The organism is Mariluticola halotolerans (assembly GCF_021611515.1).
GTDB classification, from domain to species: domain Bacteria; phylum Pseudomonadota; class Alphaproteobacteria; order Rhizobiales; family Devosiaceae; genus Mariluticola; species Mariluticola halotolerans.
This window is the reverse complement of the sequence record NZ_CP090960.1, coordinates 605,349-625,974: the sequence shown is the minus strand read 5'-3', so window position 1 is coordinate 625,974 and position 20,626 is coordinate 605,349. Positions and strand designations below refer to the sequence as shown.

At 57.5% G+C, this 20,626-nt stretch carries 17 protein-coding genes; all 17 read right to left on the bottom strand.

Annotation, left to right across the window (positions count from 1 at the left end):
* Positions 1–49: 49 nt before the first annotated feature.
* The 17 genes from L1P08_RS02970 to proS all read right to left on the bottom strand — a co-directional run bounded on the left by L1P08_RS02970 (position 50) and on the right by proS (position 20,391).
* Complete coding sequence (locus L1P08_RS02970) at positions 50–1,177, bottom strand: lipid-A-disaccharide synthase (RefSeq protein ID WP_303618521.1); 1,128 nt, start codon at positions 1,175–1,177, stop codon at positions 50–52.
* Positions 1,170–2,021, bottom strand: a complete 852-nt coding sequence (lpxI, locus tag L1P08_RS02965) for a UDP-2,3-diacylglucosamine diphosphatase LpxI domain-containing protein (protein WP_303618520.1) — start codon at positions 2,019–2,021, stop codon at positions 1,170–1,172. Before lpxI ends, L1P08_RS02970 begins: the two co-directional genes overlap by 8 nt.
* Entirely contained in the window at positions 2,002–2,823 is an 822-nt protein-coding gene (lpxA, locus tag L1P08_RS02960) for an acyl-ACP--UDP-N-acetylglucosamine O-acyltransferase (protein WP_368077123.1), read from the bottom strand. The genes lpxI and lpxA overlap by 20 nt, the downstream gene beginning before the upstream one ends.
* Positions 2,820–3,200 (bottom strand): 3-hydroxyacyl-ACP dehydratase FabZ, encoded by a 381-nt coding sequence (gene fabZ, locus L1P08_RS02955; protein ID WP_303619483.1) that lies wholly within the window; start codon positions 3,198–3,200, stop codon positions 2,820–2,822. Before fabZ ends, lpxA begins: the two co-directional genes overlap by 4 nt.
* A gap of 100 nt (positions 3,201–3,300) precedes the next feature.
* Complete coding sequence (gene lpxD, locus L1P08_RS02950; RefSeq protein WP_303618519.1) at positions 3,301–4,335, bottom strand: UDP-3-O-(3-hydroxymyristoyl)glucosamine N-acyltransferase; 1,035 nt, start codon at positions 4,333–4,335, stop codon at positions 3,301–3,303.
* A 73-nt stretch (positions 4,336–4,408) separates the two neighbouring features.
* The gene (bamA, locus tag L1P08_RS02945) at positions 4,409–6,718 is read right to left on the bottom strand and encodes an outer membrane protein assembly factor BamA (RefSeq protein ID WP_303618518.1); all 2,310 of its coding nucleotides are present in this window, start codon (positions 6,716–6,718) and stop codon (positions 4,409–4,411) included.
* Positions 6,719–6,900: 182 nt separating this feature from the next.
* Positions 6,901–8,010: an RIP metalloprotease RseP gene (gene rseP / locus L1P08_RS02940; protein WP_303618517.1), complete on the bottom strand. Its 1,110-nt coding sequence runs from the start codon at positions 8,008–8,010 to the stop codon at positions 6,901–6,903.
* A gap of 83 nt (positions 8,011–8,093) precedes the next feature.
* On the bottom strand, positions 8,094–8,876 hold the full coding sequence (locus L1P08_RS02935) for a phosphatidate cytidylyltransferase (protein WP_303618516.1): 783 nt from the start codon (positions 8,874–8,876) through the stop codon (positions 8,094–8,096).
* A 62-nt stretch (positions 8,877–8,938) separates the two neighbouring features.
* Positions 8,939–9,694, bottom strand: a complete 756-nt coding sequence (uppS, locus tag L1P08_RS02930; protein WP_438268431.1) for an undecaprenyl pyrophosphate synthase — start codon at positions 9,692–9,694, stop codon at positions 8,939–8,941.
* 29 nt (positions 9,695–9,723) lie between these two features.
* Positions 9,724–10,284, bottom strand: a complete 561-nt coding sequence (gene frr, locus L1P08_RS02925) for a ribosome recycling factor (RefSeq protein ID WP_303618515.1) — start codon at positions 10,282–10,284, stop codon at positions 9,724–9,726.
* A 32-nt stretch (positions 10,285–10,316) separates the two neighbouring features.
* Complete coding sequence (pyrH, locus tag L1P08_RS02920; RefSeq protein ID WP_303618514.1) at positions 10,317–11,030, bottom strand: UMP kinase; 714 nt, start codon at positions 11,028–11,030, stop codon at positions 10,317–10,319.
* Between the two features lie 57 nt (positions 11,031–11,087).
* Positions 11,088–12,020: a translation elongation factor Ts gene (gene tsf / locus L1P08_RS02915; protein ID WP_303618513.1), complete on the bottom strand. Its 933-nt coding sequence runs from the start codon at positions 12,018–12,020 to the stop codon at positions 11,088–11,090.
* 72 nt (positions 12,021–12,092) lie between these two features.
* Complete coding sequence (rpsB, locus tag L1P08_RS02910) at positions 12,093–13,118, bottom strand: 30S ribosomal protein S2 (RefSeq protein WP_303618512.1); 1,026 nt, start codon at positions 13,116–13,118, stop codon at positions 12,093–12,095.
* 152 nt (positions 13,119–13,270) lie between these two features.
* A complete protein-coding gene (gene dnaE / locus L1P08_RS02905; protein ID WP_303618511.1) occupies positions 13,271–16,717 on the bottom strand; it encodes a DNA polymerase III subunit alpha in 3,447 nt (1,148 codons plus the stop codon).
* A gap of 290 nt (positions 16,718–17,007) precedes the next feature.
* On the bottom strand, positions 17,008–17,694 hold the full coding sequence (locus tag L1P08_RS02900; protein WP_303618510.1) for an ABC transporter ATP-binding protein: 687 nt from the start codon (positions 17,692–17,694) through the stop codon (positions 17,008–17,010).
* Positions 17,687–19,045, bottom strand: coding sequence for an ABC transporter permease (locus L1P08_RS02895; RefSeq protein ID WP_303618509.1), 1,359 nt, complete (start codon positions 19,043–19,045; stop codon positions 17,687–17,689). The genes L1P08_RS02900 and L1P08_RS02895 overlap by 8 nt, the downstream gene beginning before the upstream one ends.
* Entirely contained in the window at positions 19,042–20,391 is a 1,350-nt protein-coding gene (gene proS / locus L1P08_RS02890) for a proline--tRNA ligase (RefSeq protein ID WP_303618508.1), read from the bottom strand. The genes L1P08_RS02895 and proS overlap by 4 nt, the downstream gene beginning before the upstream one ends.
* Positions 20,392–20,626: the final 235 nt, after the last annotated feature.

Here is a 20,626-nt window from a genome sequence, read left to right as displayed (position 1 = left end):
CTGACAAAAGATATAAAGCCCGGCTTTTGAGGACATCAAAAGCCGGGCTTTAACGCAAATAGGCCAATATCCGGTCTGCCGGATCCTGACGCGGCGTCTCTGGCGCGCCATGCTGCATCAACGCGCGCAACTCGGCAAAAGCCGAAAGCTGCGCCCCGCGCACCGCCTCATCCTCCAGCACTGATATTGTTCCGGCATAAAGCCGCCCCACCAGGTCGTCGCCCGGTGCAATTTCCGGCACAACCGCCCGCCCCAGAATGATATTGGGCAGCGCAATCATCGGCCGGCCGGCTTTTTCATAATGATGCATCAGCCTTTTGTCGGGCATATAGGTGCCAATCATGGGGATGCCAGACAGCGCCAGTTCGAGGGTCACCGTGCCTGCAGTAACGACCGCAGCCCGGCAGGTGCGCAGCGCATCATCCCGTTTGGCACGATCATCAATAATCTCGACAGCTCCGGCCCAACTGGCGGTTTCCGCACGCAATTCCGCCGCCAGGTGCGGCAGGGTCGGCAAGATGAACCCCGAAACCTTTGGATGGTCTGCAAGGCGCGCAACCAATTGCGCCAGAATGGGCAGGTGCCGCCGAATCTCACCGCCCCGGCTTCCCGGCAGCAGCGCAACCTTTCCGGCGCCCGTGGGGAGCGCCAGGGGCGTGGGAATGGCATCAATGGCCGGATGTCCCACATAAGTGGTCAACGGCCCGCCCAGCCGCTCCAAAGCTGCTGGCTCGAACGGCAATACCGCCAAAATCTCGTTGAACAGGGGCTTGAGCTTGGGGGCCCGCTCCGGTTTCCACGCCCAGACCGAAGGCGCCACATAGAGCACGATGGGCCTTTCGTAGCCGGCTTTGCGCAATTGCCTAGCCAACAGCGCCGAGAACACCTGCGAGTCGATGAGCACCACCATTTCCGGGTGCTGGCGGATAATGAACCGGGCTGACTGGCGAATGCGCCATAACAGCAGGGGCAAGCGCTTGATGACATCGGCAAAGCCCATGACGGACAGGTCGCTCATCGGAAAGATGGAGGAGAGCCCTTCGCTGGCCATTTCCGGCCCGCCAACGCCAATCGGCTCAAGCGCCTTACGCGCTTTCATCCGGCGCAGAAAATCTGCGCCTATCCGGTCACCCGAAGGTTCGCCCGCCAGCATGAACACGCGATGCGGCTCAGACATGATCGCTCTCGCCGCCATATACGCTGACCCCAAGCTCCAGAGCCGCCGCCTGCAAGCGTTCACGTTCGATGACGACACTGTTGCCCGCCTGAACGAATATCGCCCTGAGACCTGCTTCATGGGCCGCAATGACCGTACCGGGGCCGATGGCGGGCAAATCCACAAACATCGGCTGATTGGGCTTGCGGGCTTTGGCCAGCACGAGATCGCTACCGCCATCCCCCACAAGACCCGCCGCGCGATGTTCCGCCACCCGGCGCAACAAGGCGTCGGTACCCGCGATATCCTCGACAGCGACGACGCGGTGCCCCGAACACACAAGCGCCTGCCCCAGATCCAGCTGCCCGGCCGAAATGGCCGCGTTCAGCGCAAAGAGCCCATCGGCCACCAGGTTTTTGTCGGGCTTTGGACCGGCAATATGGCCCGGCTCTGCCAAGAGCCCTGGCACGATCTCGTGCGCGCCGAGCAAAGTGGCACCTGTTGTCACCTCGAGCGCACGCCCCAGCCTGGAAAGGCCACTGTCGCCGGATGGCTTGCGCGGCTTTTTCTTGCCGCCGAGCAGCTTGAAAAAGCCCTCGCGCCCCTTATCGGAAACATGCACCGCGCCGACCATGCAGATATGGGTCGCCTTGAACCGGCGAATACCCATAACGATGTCGAGCGGCTTGCCGATATCAATCAGCCTGACCTCGATATCGGTCAGCTCCGGCCGTGGCACAAAACTTTGGTATTGCACCGCCCAGCCCGCTTCACGCGCAGCTTCGAGCACCATGAGGGGCAAGGCGTCCTTGCCCGCCATAATGGAAAGGCGGCGTGGCTGGGTTTCAGTCTTCGTGATTGCCATTGCGCGGCATGCAGATCGAGCGTTCAGAGGACGTTGCAATAAAGTTCACGACATCCTGAACCAGACCGTGCCCCTTGAACAGGTCAGCGGCATCGTCAACGCGTTCGCGCAAAGTGCCCTCCGACGAAAAGATCATGCGATAGGCAGCACGGAGCGTATGAATGTCTTCACGCTCAAACTTGCGCCGCTTCAGGCCCACAAGATTGAGACCCGCCAAACGCGCACGATTGCCCACCGCCATGCCGTAGGGAATGACATCGCTGTCGACCATGCTGTGGGCACCGATGAAGGCATGCGAACCAATGCGCACAAACTGGTGAACCACCACCATGCCACCAATAGTGACGAAATCGCCGGTAACACAATGGCCGGCCAGACCGCCAAAATTGGCGATGATCACGTTATTGCCCACGATACAGTCATGCGCCACGTGCGTGCTGGCCATCAGCAGGCAATTATCGCCGATCGAGGTCAACATACCGCCGCCGCGCGTGCCCGGATTGATGGTCGCGTTCTCGCGGATGGTACAATTGGCGCCGATCACCAACCGGCTCGGCTCGCCCTCATATTTCAAATCCTGCGGTGGATGACCGACCGAGGCAAACGGGAAAATGCGGCTATTGGGCCCGATTTCGGTGCGCCCAGCGATAGAAACATTCGCAAAAACTTGTACACCATCGTGCAATATGACTTCGGGCCCGACTGTGCAGAAGGGCCCGATCTTAACGCCAGCGCCAATTTTGGCGCCGGCTTCGACGATTGCCGTCGGATGAATTTCACCTTGGGTCAAGCTCAAGCTCACTCTTCGCTTATCATTGCGCCAATTTCCGCTTCAGCGACGACCACGCCATCAACAATGGCCTTTGCCTCATAGCGGCCGACATTGCGGCGGCGGTGTATTTTGCGAATATGATATTCAAGCTTGTCACCGGGGACAGCGGGCTTGCGGAATTTTGCCTTGTCGATCGTCAGCATGTAAACGACAAACCGCTTGCCAGCCGCCAACTGCTCCGCGATCACAATGGCACCAGCCGTCTGGGCCATGCCCTCGACAATCAACACGCCGGGGAAAACGGCCTTGCCAGGGAAATGTCCCTGAAAGATAGGCTCGTTATAGGTGACGTTCTTGATGCCGACGGCGGATTCATCACCATCGATATCGATAATCTTGTCGATCATCAAAAACGGGTAGCGGTGAGGCAGACATTTCAAAATCGTATCGAGATCAAGCTGCGTCAAAGCCGCCTTTTTCTCGTCGTCCGGAACGTGTTCCGTTTCCTCAAGACTCACTTTCTTCCCCTTTCGTCAGACGTCGCAGCGCGGCAGTTTCGCGCCAGAAATCCCTTATATCCTGGGCCGGAGCCCCGGCAATTTTTGAGCCCGCAGGCCAGTCTTTGGTGACAGCGGCCCGGCCATGCACGACCGTGCCCGCCCCAATGGTCAGATGCCCCGATGTACCGGTGCCGCCGCCCATAAGCACACCATCATCAAGATTGGTGGTGCCCGAAAGGCCAGACATGGCCGCAACCAGACAGTTCCGCCCAATCTGGCAGTTATGTCCAATCTGCACCAGATTGTCGATCTTGGTCCCCTCACCAATGACCGTATCCCCAAGCGCACCCCGATCAATAGTCGAATTTGCGCCGATCTCCACCCTGTCTTGCACTATGACGCGACCAAGCTGTGGAATTTTTCGATTAGTACGCCCGTGGTCGAGCCAGCCAAAGCCCTCGCAGCCGATACGGGCGCCGCTGTGCACCACAACATTATTGCCGATATAGCTGCATTCAATCGTGACATTGGCCCCGATTACCGCATTGCGCCCGATGGCAACACCGGCCCCGATCACCGCATTGGGGCCGATAATCGTACCGGCACCAATTTCTGCGCCTCGGCCGATTACCGCACCCGGACTGATAACTACATCCGCCTCAAGGACCGGCGTTGCGCCCGCCTCATCAGTCAGTTTGCGCAGGATGGCGCGGGTATCGTCAGGATAGAGATGGTCGAGAATATCAGCGAAGGCCCCATGCGGATCGTCAGCAACGAGTGCCAGCGTGCCAGCCGGCACCTTGTCGCGCAAGGCGCGGCCGATCACCACGACACCAGCTTTGGTTTCGCTTAAGGCCGCCGCATATTTGCGGTTGGCGGCAAGTGCAACGTGACCAGGCCCGGCATGGGCCAGTTCGTCGACCCCAGTTACCTGGATTTGTTCAAGAGTATCGCCCGGAACCAGTTCGGGGTGCCCTGCCCCCAGAAGAAGCGATTCCAGCGGCATCGTGCCGGCAAAAGGATGGAAACGGATATCAACCATTTATATCACTCAAAAAAAGAAACCGCGGCGCGTTTGGCGCCGCGGTTTCATGAACTTTGTCACGCGTTCCGGGTTAGAGCAAGCTCTTCAAGGTTAGCTGGAAGACCTGCGTCTTGTCGGCGCTGTCCTTTTGCAGGACGTGAGCGAAATCGCCACGCAGCGGACCGAACGGTGAATCCCAGATAATCGAGGCACCAATCGAGGAGCGCACCTGCTGGGCAATCCCGGTCTGAGCCGCCGGCCCTGCACTGGATTCATCACCGGCATAACCGACGTCAGCCCAAACAGCACCTGTCAGACCATAGGATTCCGGCAATACCGGGAACGGGAACTCAATCTCTGCCGACAGACCGGCATAATAGGTGGACCCGAGGGCTTCACCCGAAGCCCGGCGCGGACCAAAGCCACGACCTTCGAAACCACGTACCAGGCTTGGGCCCAGAAGGAAGGTTTCCGTCGGGTTCACGCCGGTGCCATTGACACTGTTGACCACGCCAACCTGGCCCTTGACGCTGGCGATAAAGCCGGAGTCTTCCATCAGGGGCATGAAGTAGCGCGCCTTCAATTCGGACTTCACGTAATTATTGTCCCAACCGACATATTGCTGCGAGAAACTGGCATACAGGCCCTCAGTCGGCTTTTTGACACTATCGACCCCGTTATAGTTCAACGAGTAACCGACAAAGACCTTGTTGCGGGTTTCGCCGTCAGTGACGATGACCGACGCAGGTGCCTTTTTGTCCGTATATTGCGTGTTCTCTAGACCAACAAAGAATGTGGATGAGAATTCCTTGGTGAGCGGCACACCCAGACGGATCTTGCCGCCGACAACATCGGAACCATAGAAACTGGCGGTGGTTTCATCATTGACGCGCTTGTAGATGTCGAAACCGGTTGAGATCTTCAGCCCCATGAACCGTGGCTCAGTGAAGGAGAAATCAAACGTGCGGCCCGACTGGCTGGCACCGATAGCGGCACGCACATACTGCCCGCGGCCCAGGAAATTGCGCTCGGTCAGCGACAACTCACCCAGAACGCCACCTTCAGTTGCATAACCAACAGTCGCACCATAATCACCGGTCGAATCTTCAACCACGGCAATGTCGATGACGATCTTGTCAGCCGCACTACCCGGCGAGGTCGAAACATCGACAGAAGAGAAGAAACCAAGATCCTCGATCGCTGTCTTGCCGCGGCTGATGATGCTGCGGTTGAACGGATCGCCTTCAGCAAAGCCAAGCTCGCGCCGGATGACGAAGTCACGGGTCTTTTCATTGCCGAGAATGTTCACACGCTCAACATAGATGCGCGCACCTTCATCAACCAGATAGGTGATATTGAAGGTATGGCTGGCAACGTCACGCTCGACACGTGGCCGCACGTCAGCGAATGCATAACCCTGCTCGGTCGCACGGATCGCCATTTCATTGGCAGACTGCTGCAACCTGGAAGCTGAATAGCGGCTGCCTTCACGCGTACGCACCACGGATTGCAGTGGCCCGGTATCAAGACCTGAAATGCTGGTTTCGATGGCGATATTGCCGAACGAGTAATACTCGCCTTCGGAAACCGTGAAGTTGACGAAGTAAGCGTTCTTGCTTGTGTCAAAATCAGCGACAGCCGAGAGAACCTGCGCATCGGGATAGCCGCGATCCGCATAGAACCGGCGGATCAACTCGCTGTCATAGGCAAGCTTGTCTTCTTCGTAAGTATCGTCGCGCAACAACCAGCTCAACCAATGCGACTCCTTGGTGGAAATCACGGTCTTCAGCTGATTGCTGTCATAGGTATTGTTGCCGGTGAAGTTGATCGCGGTGATGCCGGCGCGCTCGCCTTCATTGACCACAAACACAACGCGGACGCGCTGGTTGGCCAGCACTTCGGTGCGGGCAGCAACTGTTACATTGGTATAACCGGCCTGATCATAGGCAATACGGATGCTCTGCTCGTCAGTCGAGAGACCTTCGCGTGTAAACACACCACGGCTGGCCGTATCGACCATGCTCAGCAGCTCTTTATCGGAAAAGCGCTGATTGCCTTCGAAAAGCACGGAAGCCACAACCGGGTTCTCGGAAACGCTAACGCGCAACACACCACCCGAAAGGCGCACATTGACTGTATCAAACAGCCCGCTCGCCAGCAGTGAATTGGTCGACGCGTTGATCTCGCTCGACGGCGCACGGTCACCGACACGTACGGTCAGGTAAGAAACAACTGTTGCATCATCAACGAGCGAATTGCCCTCAACCGATATGCGGCTGACAGTCTGCGCCTGCGCGGCCTCGACCCCGAAGACCAGCCCCCCAGCCCCAGCCAACGGCGCGAGAACCAGAAACGCAAATGCCACAAAAAGGCTGCGAAGCAAGGTTGAGTGATGCATCATAATTATATCTTGCCCTTATAGACCCCATGAAGAATCGCTGCGCGCAGCACTCTTCAAGCTAACTCCATTGAAAGCTTGTACTGTTTTTTTAACCCAGAGCAAGGGTTAACCCGGCAATCAGTTACCAAAAACTTGGAAATCTTGCATTACCGCAACACACAGACCCGCTTCGTGAACACGACTCAGAACAAGTCATTAACTAGTGTAAAAACCGTTAGCGACAATACGATAGCCAATCCGAAACGAAAACCGATTTCCTGCACGCGCATGCTCAGCGGGCGTCCGCGCACCGCCTCGATAATATAAAACAGCAAATGCCCGCCATCGAGCATCGGGATCGGAAACAGGTTGAAAATGCCGATATTCAGCGACAGCAGCGCCATCAGGTTGATAAGGGCCACAACGCCCAGCGTTGCCACCTCGCCGGAAACCTGCGCCACCTTTACCGGCCCGCCAAGCTGATCCAGATCACCGCGCCCGACGAAGAAATCGCCCAGGAAAGCGGCGGTGCGGTCAATGATGAAACGGATCTCTTCAAGGGTCAGCCCCACAGCTTCTACCGGTCCGGGCCGATAAAGCGTGAAATCATCAGCCTCAGTCTGACGGCTGACGCCAATGCGGCCAATGCGCTGCTGGTTGCCAAACCGGTCTTCAATCTCGGTGGATTGCGGCGTCATCACGAAAGTCAGATTCTGGCCGAGCCGGTCGACAACCACAGTAACCGGGCGATCCGGGCTTGTGGCGATCAAGCGCTGAAAGTCTGAAAAGCCGCGCACACGATAGCCATCAACCTCGACGACTTCATCGCCGGGCAGCAACCCCGCCGTCGCCGCAACATCGCCTTGAATTACATCGTCGATGGTTGCGGGCAAGGTATAGCGGCCATAGCCGAGCAAAAGCACGTAAAGCACCAGAAACGTGAAAATGAAATTGGCAAAGGGCCCTGCGACAACAACGGCAATCCGCTGCCAGACAGACTTGTTGTGAAACAGCCGCGCCGCTTCCGCATCAGGCAGGCCCTTTGACGCCTCACCGTCCGGCACGCTGGCCGCGTTCATGTCCCCCACAAAACGCACATAGCCGCCAAGCGGCACCATGGCGATGCGCCAGCGCGTGCCGGCCCGGTCGGTCCAGCCCAGCAATTCGCGGCCGAAGCCGATGGAAAACGTCTCAATGGCCACACCATTCCAGCGCGCCACCAGGTAATGCCCCATTTCATGCACGAAAACGATGACGGTCAAAACCGCCAGAAAGGGCAGAAGGTAGGACAAAAGCCAATAAGCGAAATCCATGGGTCACTTTCCAAGGCTGGAGCAGAACGATCTGTCAGCCATGATTGCAAGGGGTTAAAAAGCTGTCAAAAACTCAGACAGGCCTACCAGAACAGGAAGCCGCTGGCGACGGCATCCCGGCCTGCATGCAAGCCACCGATCACAAAGACCACGACCGTGGCAAGTGTAAGGCTGTCGAGCCGATCGAGCAGTCCGCCATGTCCGGGGATCAGGTCACTACTGTCCTTGACACGGAACCGACGCTTGATCGCACTTTCAGCAAGATCACCCAACTGTCCTGAAATACTCAGCAAAGCGGCAAATCCGGTGCCAATCCACCAGGGGGATGGCGTGACAACCAGCCAGACCAGCGTGCCGCCCAGCGTGCCGATCGCCAGACCGCCAAGGGCACCGGACCAGGTTTTTGAGGGTGAAATATCCGGCGAAAGCTTCACGCCCCCCAGATGACGCCCGGTAAAAAATGCCGCGGAATCCGTCAGCCATACGGAAGCTGCAAGAAACACACCGGCTGAAATACCGATATGCCCGGTGCCTCTTATCGACAGAATGGTAAAAATCACGATGCCGAGATAGGCCACGCCGCCCGCACGCCAGCACCGCGCCGGGCTGGGCGCGACAAGCGCAAGCGCCACGGCAACCGCCAGAACGAGAATGCTGGCGAAAATGCCGAACAACGGGAAAAGCAGGGCAGACAATGCCAACAGCCCGATAAGGACCATGCCGACTAAATCAGGCCGCCGGCTGGTGACCATGATTTCCCACTCGCGATAGGCACCAGCAAACACGCCGCCGACCAGAGCGGCAAACCAGACGCCGCCCAGATAGAGCACCAGAGCCGTTACCGGGACAAGCACAAGAGCCGACAAAAAGCGTGGGCCCAAATCAGCCCATCTGCGTCTACCAGAAGAATCGTTTTCAGAATTGCCCATTACCCTGCCCCGACGCCTCCAAAACGGCGCTCACGGCGACCGAAATCCTCGAGCACCCGGACAAAGCAGGCCTCATCAAAATCAGGCCAGTTTTCTTCAATAAAAACAAGCTCGGAATAGGCTGATTGCCAAAGCAGGAAATTGGAAAAGCGCTGCTCGCCACTGGTCCGCAACACAACATCGGGCGCGGGAATATCTGCAGCGTAGAGCGCCCCGGAAATCATGTCCTCGGAAATCTCGTCGGGATCGAGTGTGCCGGCCTGCACCTGGCGTGCAAGGCCGCGCACCGCATTGACGATCTCGGCTTTACCGCCATAGTTGAACGCCACGACAAGCGTCAGCCCATCATTGCTGGCCGTGTCATTCTCTGCCTTGTTGATAAGCTGCAAAATCTGCGTATCAAGCCCTGCCCGCTCCCCAACCACCCGGATGCGCACATTGTTGCGCACCAGCTTGTCGAGATCGGACGAGACAAAACGGCGGAGGAGGCCAAAAATGAAGTTCACCTCGTCGCGCGGCCGCGACCAGTTCTCGGAACTGAAACTGAAAACCGTCAGGTAACTGACGCCATAGCGGATCGCGTATTCCACAAGCCGCCGCAAGGAATCCGTACCCGCACGATGGCCTTCCGTCCGCGGCTTGCCCCGCGCAATCGCCCAGCGGCCATTCCCGTCCATCGTCACGGCCAAATGACGCGGAATTCTCAAGGCCGGAGCCTCCTGCGCCAAACTGCCTGTAACACTGTCCCTGGGCATAACCGCCCCTCCAATGGTTCCGGTGGGAACTAGACCTGCATGATTTCCTGCTCTTTGGTGCTCAGCAGACCATCAATCTCGGAAACAGCTTCATCCGTGACCTTTTGCACCTGATCCGAAAGGGTGCGCCCCTCGTCCTGACCGATGTCACCGTCTTTTTCCAGCTTTTTGAGCTGATCCATCCCGTCGCGGCGAATGTGCCGCACAGCAACACGGGCCTGCTCGGCATAATTATTGGCGACTTTGGTCAGTTCGCGGCGCCGTTCTTCGTTGAGTTCGGGAATCGGCACCCGGATTACAGCGCCTTCACTAGCCGGATTCAAGCCAAGCCCGCTTTCGCGGATAGCCTTTTCGACAGCGCCTGACATCGAATTATCCCAGACCTGTACGCTCAACATGCGCGATTCCGGCACGGAAACGGTTGCGACCTGATTGAGCGGCATCTTGGTACCATAGGCATCAACCATGACCGGTTCGAGAAGACTGGCACTTGCACGGCCTGTGCGCAAACCGCCGAACTCGTCCTTGAGCGCAGCAATCGACTTTTTCATCCGGGACTTCAGCGCGTCGATCGAAAATTCTTCAGCCATTGTTCAATCCTCTTTACATTCAGGTTAGTCGTTCAGCCGATGCGGGTACTTTTACCTTCGCCCTCAAGCACGCCGACCAGACCTTCTTTAACGTCAAGCGCATAGACAATTATCGGCAGAGCATTGTCGCGGGCAAGCGCAAATGCCGCCGTATCCATCACACGCAGGTTGCGACTGATCACATCATCGTGGCTGATCTGCTCAAAACGCTGTGCGTCTGGATTTGTCGCCGGGTCATCGGAATAAACGCCGTCGACCTTGGTGCCTTTCAACAGCACATCGCAACGCAGTTCAATCGCCTTGAGCGCCGCCGCCGTATCTGTGGTGAAAAAGGGATTGCCCGTACCACCGGCGCAAATGACCACCGAACCACCTTCAATAGCCGCAATCGCGCCACGCTGGGTAAATGTATCCGCAATGGAGGGCATGGAAACGCTCGAAAACACATGGCTTCTACCACCATTCCGGCGGATCGCATCGCCAAGGGCGAGTGCGTTAATCACGGTGCCCAGCATGCCCATATGGTCGCCGATCACCCGGTCTCCGCCCTTTGCGGCGACAGCCATGCCCCGAAAAATGTTGCCACCACCGATGACAATGCCGATTTCAACGCCACGATTGGCCAGATCGACGATCTGCTTGGCAACCTTGTCGAGAAAACCCGACGATATTCCATAAGACTGATCTCCGGCGAGAGCCTCGCCGGAGACCTTTAAAAGTATCCGTTTATAATCGGACTTAACCATCCGGCACCCTTTTGAATCTGCTTGCAAGCGTCGATTCTTCCGGCGCCCGGCGGCACGTTATCGAGTGCCCGCAGTTGCTGCAACCTCAGCAGCGAAATCACCCTCTTCCTTTTCAATGCCGTCGCCGATGGCGAAACGGACAAAGGCAGAAAGCTTGATCGGTGCGCCTGCGTCTTTTTCAGCAGCAGCAATGGCATCGGCAACCTTGGTTTCGCCGTCAATGACGAAGGTCTGCGACAACAGGCAGACTTCCTCATAGAACTTGCGCATCCGCCCCTCGACCATCTTTTCAGCGATCTCGGCAGGCTTACCCGAAGCGATAGCCTGCTCCTTGAACAAGGCACGCTCGCGCTCAACCAGAGCGGCATCCAGTTCTTCAGGAAGAATGGCAAGCGGGGTCGGGCTTGCGGCGGCAACATGCATTGCCAGCTGCTTGCCCAGCGCCTCGAGCACGGCCTTGTCGCCAGTGGATTCGAGGCCAACCAGAATACCGATCGAACCCAGACCCGGTGCAACCGAACCATGCACGTAATTGCCGATAACGCCGTCGGAAACCGAAACCATTGCCGAACGGCGCAGGTTGAGGTTTTCACCGATCTTGGCCACAGCTTCGGTGATTTCACCGGACACTGTGCGACCTGTTTCCGGATAAGAAGCCGCGCCAAGCGCAGCCACGTCACCGTCCACTGCCAAAGCCAGTTTAGCGACATTGGTAACAATGGTCTGGAAATCTTCGTTGCGTGCAACGAAATCGGTCTCAGAGTTCACCTCGACCACAGCACCACGTGTGCCTTCGACCTGCAGGCCAACCAGGCCTTCAGCCGCAACGCGGCCGGCCTTTTTTGCAGCTTTTGCGAGACCGCGGGTGCGCAGCCAGTCAACGGCCGCGTCCATGTCACCATTGGTTTCCTGGAGTGCATTCTTGCAATCCATCATGCCAACGCCGGTCAACTCGCGAAGTTCTTTTACCTGTGCAGCTGTAATTGCCATGGGTAAATACCTTTCTATGGGCTCTCGTAATATGCCCCGATAGTCGTATCTTTGTTACGTCGTGATGACGGATCAGCCTTTTGCCAGCTCGGCAGCCTGGTCCAGCCAATTGTCACGATCGATCCGCCCCTTGAAGTTCAGCGCATCGTCCAGCTTGGCAATATCTTCAACTGTGAAGGCTGCAACCTGGGCAAATGTCGTCACGCCGAGTGCATTGAGCTTCTTCTCAAGCACGGGACCAACGCCAGAGATCTTCTTGAGATCATCGGCTTCGCCTTCGGGCGCGGTGAACAGGGCTTCAAGTTCTTCTTCAGCGGCGGCAGGTGCTTCTTCAGCAGCCGGCGCAGCTTCGAGAACTGGCTCTTCCGGTGTCACTTCAGCAGCACCCAGATCGATGCCCTGCGAGGTGGACGAACGGGCAATGCCGTCAATCGCAGCCTTGGAGACCAGCGAGCAATAGAGTTCAAGCGCACGTGACGCATCGTCGTTGCCGGGGATGGCAAAATCGACAATGTCAGGATCGCAATTGGTATCGACAATGGCGACAACCGGGATACCCAGACGGCGGGCTTCCTTGATGGCGATCGATTCCTTGTTGGTGTCGATGACAAACAACAGGCTGGGCAGGTTGCCCATGTCCTTGATGCCGCCAAGGTCACGCTCAAGGCGTTCCTGCTCACGCGAACGCTGGAGGCGCTCTTTCTTGGTCAAACCCTGCATGCCTTCGGCCTGCTGAGCTTCAAGCTCACGCAAACGGGCAATGGAGTTCGAAATGGTCTGCCAGTTGGTGAGCATGCCGCCCAACCAGCGGGAATTGACAAAATACTGAGCGGACTGGCGTGCAGCCTCGGCAACAACGGGCGCTGCCTGGCGCTTGGTGCCAACGAACAGAACGCGGCCGCCATCGGCCACGGTGTCAGACACGAGCTGCAGGGCGCGATAGAGCATCGGCACGGTCTGGCTCAGATCGATGATGTGGATGTCGTTACGGACACCGAAGATGTACTTTTCCATCTTCGGATTCCAACGATGCTTCTGGTGACCAAAATGGACGCCAGCTTCAAGCAATTGGCGCATAGAAAAATCGGGCATTGCCATGGGGCAATTCTCCTTAACCGGTTTCTGCCTCCGCAAAGGAATGTAACGGGAAACCCCGCCACCGGATGGGCGCCGAAACCATTATCGGCGGCCGCCTCTGCGTGTGTGATGGCGCGCGCTATAGCTTAATTATGGAGAAGACGCAACAAGGATCAACTCAGACTGACATCAACAACGCCATCCAGCGATTTGATGCCACCCGCCAGTTCGGGTGTCAGACGGAAGTTGCCAGGCAGGGAAACCTCGTATTCACGGGCACCGCCGTCCCGGATAATAACGAGACTCACAGCCCCCTCACCGCCCCGTTTCAGCTGGGCCTTGATGGGTTCAAGACATTTCGCGTCCCCGGCAAAAACCGTCAGATGCCGCCCCAGCTTTTCCGCTGCCATTTCGATGGGCTGGGCCCGCAGCAAACGCAGGCTCACGCCATCCGGCCGCTGATCCGCTTCCACTTCGATGATCGCGGATTTGCCCGTTTCCAGATATTCGCCATATTGGTTGATGGCTTCGGAAAAGGCGATGCATTCAAAACTGCCGCTGGGATCGGACAGGCCCATGATCGCCATCGGCGTGCCCTTGCGGGTTTTGCGGTCCTGACGTGAGGAAACGGTGGCCGCCAAGCGGCCGGCCCGCGCGCCATCGCGCACGGCCCGCTCGAAATCAGACCAGCGCTGCACGCGGAGTTTTTCAAACAGTTCGGCAAATTCGTCGAGCGGATGGCCGGACAGGTGAAAGCCGATCGCCGAGAACTCGCGGTCCAGCTTTTCCGCCGCGCTCCACACGGCCACACCCGTTGGCAGGGAAATCGGTTCCGGCGCGTCGGTATCAAGCAGGTTCCACTGCCCCTCGGACCGCTCATTGGTCATGCGCTGCGCAGTGCCGATAATGGCGTCCGCCACCGCAAAGGCCTGTTCGCGCTGGGGCACCAGCGTGTCAAAGGCCCCGGCATTGATCAGTGTTTCAAGCGTCCGCTTGTTGACGATCTTGGGATCGACCCGCACGGCAAAGTCGGCAAGGTCAACAAAAGGCGCATCGCCCCGAATTGCAACGATATGCTCGGCGACATGCTTGCCCACACCCTTTACAGCACAAAGGCTGTAATGGATCCGGCCATCCTGCACCGAGAACGGCACTTGCGAACGATTGACGCATGGCGGCACGATTTCAATATCCATCCGCGCCGCTTCGCGCTTGAAATCGTAAAGCTTGTCGGTATTGCCAAGATCAAGCGTCATTGACGCCGCGAGGAATTCACGTGGGTAATGAGCCTTGAGATAGGCTGTCTGATAGGACACCAGCGCATAGGCGGCAGCGTGGGATTTGTTGAAACCGTAATTGGCAAATTTGGCCAATAGCTCAAAAATCTGGTCGGCGCGCTTCTCGGAAATATCCTTCTTCAGCGCCCCTTCGACAAAACGGGTGCGCTGGGCATCCATCTCCGCCTTGATCTTCTTGCCCATGGCGCGACGCAAAAGGTCGGCTTCACCAAGGGAATAGCCCGACAGCGTCTGGGCGATCTGCATCACCTGTTCCTGATAGATGATGATGCCATAGGTCTCGGACAGGATGGCATCCATGTCCTTGTGCAGGGTGGACGCATCTTCCTTGCCGTGCTTGCGGTTACAGAAGCTGGCAATATTGTCCATTGGCCCCGGACGATAGAGCGCCACAAGCGCGATGATGTCCTCAAACCGGTCGGGCTTGAGGTCGATCAGCGCCCGACGCATGCCCGGACTTTCCACCTGGAACACGCCAACCGTATCGGCCCGCTGGTAGAGCTTGTAGGTCTCCTCATCATCAATGGGGATGTTGGAGATATTGAAGTCACCAGTGCCGCCATTGATCATGCGCACGGCATTGTCGATCACCGTCAGGGTTTTCAGCCCGAGGAAATCGAATTTCACCAGACCGGCCGGCTCCACCCATTTCAGATTGTACTGGGTAACCGGCATATCCGAGCGCGGATCGCGATAAAGCGGCACCAGATCCTGCAGGGGCCTGTCACCAATAACGATACCGGCCGCATGGGTTGAGGCGTGGCGGAACAGGCCTTCCAGATTCTGGCTGATCGTCAGCAATTCGGCGACGGTTTCATCCTCATCGCGCATGGCCTGAAGCTTGGGTTCACCGGCGACGGCTTCGGCAATCGTGACCGGGGCCGCCGGGTTGGCGGGGACCAGCTTGCAGATACGGTCCACCTGGCCGTAGGGCATTTGCAGCACACGCCCAACATCACGCAGCGCCGCACGGGCCTGCAACGTTCCGAAGGTGATGATCTGGGCCACCTGCTCGCGGCCATATTTCTCCTGAACGTAGGCAATGACTTCTTCACGCCGGTCCTGACAGAAATCGATATCGAAATCCGGCATCGACACACGGTCGGGATTGAGGAAGCGTTCGAACAGCAGATTGTAGCGCAGCGGATCCAGATCGGTAATGGTCAGCGCATAGGCAACCAGCGAGCCAGCACCCGAACCACGACCCGGCCCCACCGGAATTTCATGGGCCTTGGCCCATTTGATAAAGTCGGCAACGATCAGGAAATAGCCCGGAAACTTCATGCTCCGGATCACTTCAAGCTCGAACTCAAGCCGTTCTCGATAGGCGTCTTCGGTGAACGCCTCGGCTATGCCATGTGCTGCAATGCGTGCGGCCAGACCTTCGCGGGCCTGCCGGGCCAGCTCTTCGCCCTCGGCGTGATCCGCATCTTCCTCGCTCAGATCAGGCGCTGCGGCAAATTTGGGCAGAATCGGCCCCCGGGTGCGCGGCCGGTAACTGATGCGCTGGGCGATCTCGATTGTGTTTTCCAAAGCCTCGGGCAGGTCGGCAAACACTTCCTGCATTTCGGCGCGCGTCTTGAAATAATGCTGGTCGCTGAGCTTGCGCCGTTCGGTCTGGGCCAGAACAGTGCCACCGGCAATCGCCAGCAAGGCGTCATGCGCCTCGTAATCGCTCTGCCTGGGAAAGAAAGGCTCATTGGTGGCGACAAGCGGCACACCATAACGATAGCCATAATCGATCAGTTGCGGCTCAACCACCGCCTCGTTATGCCGGCCATGCCGCTGCAATTCGATATAGAAACGGTCACCGAAAATCCGCCGCAAATGCTCGAGCCGCGCGTGAGCCTGCGCCTCGAGACCATTGAGGAACCAGGGATCAATCGCCCCTTCCGGACCACCGCTGAGACAGATCAGCCCGTCCGTCGCGCCATTCTCCATCCAGTCGACCCGCGCCAGTGCGCGCCCGTCATCGCCTTCCATATAGGCGCGGCTGACGAGGCGTGAGAGATTGGAATACCCCTCCCCGCTCATCGCCATCAGCACAATGGTGTCTTTGCCAAAGCTGCGGTCATTGCCACGCTCTTCGCTCTGGCTGCCCAGATCAACAACCAGCTCGCAACCAATCAGGGGCTGAATGCCTTTACCCGCGGCTTTCTCTGAAAGTTCAAGCGCGCCGAACAAATTGGATGTGTCCGCCACACCAACCGCCGGCTGGGCGTCATTTTCTGCCAGCGCCAACAGCTTGCCGAGTGGCAAAGCCCCCTCCAGCAAGGAAAAGGCAGAATGGGCGTGCAGGTGAATAAATCCGGGTTGGGTCATGGCCTATCTTTGCCACTCCGTGGCATGGACGCCAACCACCAAAACCCTGCTGTGCACGATTTCGTCAATGTCACGCCATGCGCGAGAGAATATCCATCCAGGTCAGCGCGATCACGCTGAAACCGCCGAGAGAAACAAATGCCAGGAAGTCTTTGAAGAACCCAATCATCATACGCTCCGTTCACGTTGTGTTCCTCTTTATACGTTCCGCGTTTGTTCTCGTCCACCCCAACCCGCGCTACGCGACTCACAGCGTTAACAAAACCTGAATTCTTCGCATTCTGCGGGAATTAAATATTAGCGGGGATAACCTTGCCGCCCTGCAGCGTCACCACGCGATCAGCCTTGCGTGCCAGATCATGATTATGGGTTGCAATCAGTGCTGCAGCGCCCCGCTCACGGATCAGAACCGCCAGGGAATCAAACACGATCTCGCTGGTCGCCGGATCAAGATTGCCGGTTGGCTCATCCGCCAGAATGACATGCGGACTATTCGCCGTCGCGCGGGCAATCGCCACGCGCTGCTGCTCGCCCCCGGACAATTCTGCCGGACGATGGGTCGCGCGATCGGCGATACCCAGCACCTCAAGCAATTCCATCGAATGACGATTGGCCTCAGCCTGCCCCACACCGGCAATCAATTGCGGCATGGTGACATTCTCGAGCGCGGAGAACTCGGGCAAGAGGTTATGGAACTGATAGACATAACCAATGCTCAAGCGCCGCATTTGCGTTCGCGCGCGATCAGACAACTGAACTGTCGGCTGGCCGCAAATCTCGATCTCGCCGCTCTGGGGCCGTTCGAGCAAACCGCTGACATGCAAAAGCGTCGACTTGCCGGCACCCGAAGGCGCGACAAGCGCCACCAACTCACCGCTCGCAACCGTCAGGCTGACATCCTCGAGCACATGAACCTTCTTGTCGCCCTCGCCATAGTGGCGATGCACATTGATCAGGTTGAGATGGGTTTTACTCATAACGCAGGGCCTCGACCGGATCATATTGTGCGGCGCGCCAGGCCGGATAAAGCGTTGCCAGAAAACTCAGCACCAGAGCCATGCCGACGATCAGGGTGACCTCGGAAAACTCAACGCGCGATGGCAGGCTCGACAAAAAGAAGACTTCCGGCGGAAAAATCCGCACACCGATCAGATCGGATATCCAGGCCCTGATGCTCTCGGCATTACCCGCAATCACCAGCCCCAGCAAAAGCCCGATCACCGTACCGGCAACACCAATCGCTGTGCCTGTCATGCAGAAAATCCGCATAATGGAGGAACGCGTCGCCCCCATGGTACGCAGAACGGCAATGTCCTTGCCCTTGTCTTTAACCAGCATGACAAGGCTTGAAATGATGTTGAACGCTGCGACAACCACGATCATCGACAGGATGACGAACATGACCACCCGCTCAACCTGAAGGGCGGAGAAGAATGTTTCATTACGCTGCTGCCAGTCGGTGAGAACCAGCGGACGATCTACCGCGAGATGAATACGATCCCGCATTTCCGCGATATTGTCCGGTTCCTCGATAAACACCTCGACATATGACGCGGAATAAACCCGCTCGTAAGCGGCATCAATCTCGTCATCAGTCGCATCAATTGCCGGCGGGCTGACCCCGTCCCGCAACACATCTTCATAGCGTTTGAAAAATGTCTGCGCAGGTTCCAGCGGGAGGTAGAGGAAGAAACTGTCAAACTCCACCATGCCCAGATCAAATATCACTGACACAGGATAGGAATGGATCTGGGGCGTGGTCCCGAAAGGGGTAACTGTGCCGTCCGGATTGATCAGCGTGACCATGTCCCCAACCGTCACACCGAGACGCTGGGCCAGACGGTAGCCAATCGCCGCACCACGCCCATTGTCCCAGTCGTCCCAGCCACCAAGGCTGGCACCCTGATGCAACAGGGGCAGCTTCTCGATTGAGGCCATATCCATGCCTCGAACCGTGACCCCGGTGGATTGCGCCCGGCTGGATGCCAGCACCTGACCCTCGACAAAGGCAATGGCACTGGTGACCCCGTCCACGCTCTCCAATTGTACCACGACATCCTTGTAGTCAGTAAACTGGCTCTCGATCGGATAGGCGCTGAAATGGCCATTCAGGCCCAAAATCTTGGTCAGCAATTCCTCACGGAACCCGTTCATGACCGAGGTGACAACAATCAGCGTCGCCACACCGATGGCAATTCCGGTCAGGGTCAGCCCGCCAATGACCGAAATGAATGTATCAGCGCGCCGCGACCGCAAGTAGCGGCCAGCGACGATCCATTCGAACCGGGAAAATGGCCGGGTAGTTTGCTGCGTTGTCGATCGGGTCAAACGTCAGTCCGCCTCTGTGGTTCAATCAGATCCTTGAGCCGCTGCACCACGGCATCAAGCGGCAGGGATTCCCGCTCGCCGCTCTTGCGGTGCTTGATTTCCGCCTCGCCGGACTTCAGGCCACGTGGCCCCAGCACGATCTGATAGGGAATGCCGATCAAATCGGCAGTGGCGAATTTCGCCCCCGCCCCCTGATCGCGGTCATCATAAAGCATGTCGATCCCGGCCGCCTGCAACGCGGCATAAAGCTTGTCACACGCCGCATCGCATGCTGCGTCACCCGCTTTGAGATTGATCAGAACAGCCTCGAACGGAGCCACGCTGACCGGCCAGATAATGCCGTCATCATCATGGCTGGCTTCAATGATGGCGGGTACAACACGTGTCAGACCGATGCCATAAGACCCCATGAAAACAGGCGCGTCCTGTCCGTCTGGTCCTGTGACATGTGCTTTCATGGGCGCCGAATATTTGTCGCCGAAATAAAAGGTCTGGCCGACTTCAATACCGCGGGCGGAAATGCGCTTGTCTTCAGGCACCGACGCTTCATATTCCGCCATGTCGACCATGTCCTCGGTCGCGGCGTAAAGCGAGGTCCAGTCATCGACAATCGGACGCAGGTCACCACGATAATCAACATCTCCCGACGGGATCGGCTTTTCGAGGAGGTCGGCATGACAGAACACGGCACTCTCGCCGGTATCGGCCAGAACGATGAATTCATGGCTCAAATCGCCACCAATCGGGCCGGTTTCAGCCCGCATCGGAATAGCCGTCAGTCCCATGCGGTAATAGGTGCGCAAATAGGCGACGAACATGCGGTTATAGGCTTCAACCGCCTTTTCCTTGTCGGTGTCGAAGGAATAGGCATCCTTCATCAGGAATTCGCGGCTGCGCATCGTGCCGAAGCGGGGACGGATCTCGTCGCGGAACTTCCACTGAATATGATAGAGATTGAGCGGCAGGTCCTTGTAGGACTTCACCGAGGCCCGGAAAATATCCGTGATCATTTCCTCATTGGTCGGGCCATAGAGCATGTCGCGCTCATGCCGGTCCGTAATGCGCAGCATTTCCTTGCCATAGTCATCATAGCGGCCGCTCTCGCGCCACAGGTCGGCGGGCTGCAATGTCGGCATCAGCAATTCGATAGCGCCGGCGCGGTTCTGCTCTTCTTCAATGATCTGCTGCACCTTGCGCAAAACCTTGTAGCCAAGCGGCAGCCAGGAATAGAGCCCGGAAGCCTGCTGACGTATCATGCCTGCCCGCAGCATCAGGCGGTGCGAAACGATTTCTGCTTCTTTTGGCACTTCGCGAAGCACTGGCAGGAAATATCGTGAAAGGCGCATTGGAACTCCTGAGATTGAACCGACTCATAGGCTCTAAGATGGTTAAGTCAAACCGTGAAGAGGAAACTGTTGCAAGCCTACATCATTGCAAAGTTTTTTAATGACTCTCAGTCACGTTATTGTTAGGGTCCGGCACAATAATATGAAGGTGGGTGAAGCCACTGGACGCCGACAACGTCAAGGGAGGAGCGTTGGCAGCCCTTTTTAGGCGCCTAAGACCAGCGTATTGTCGCGA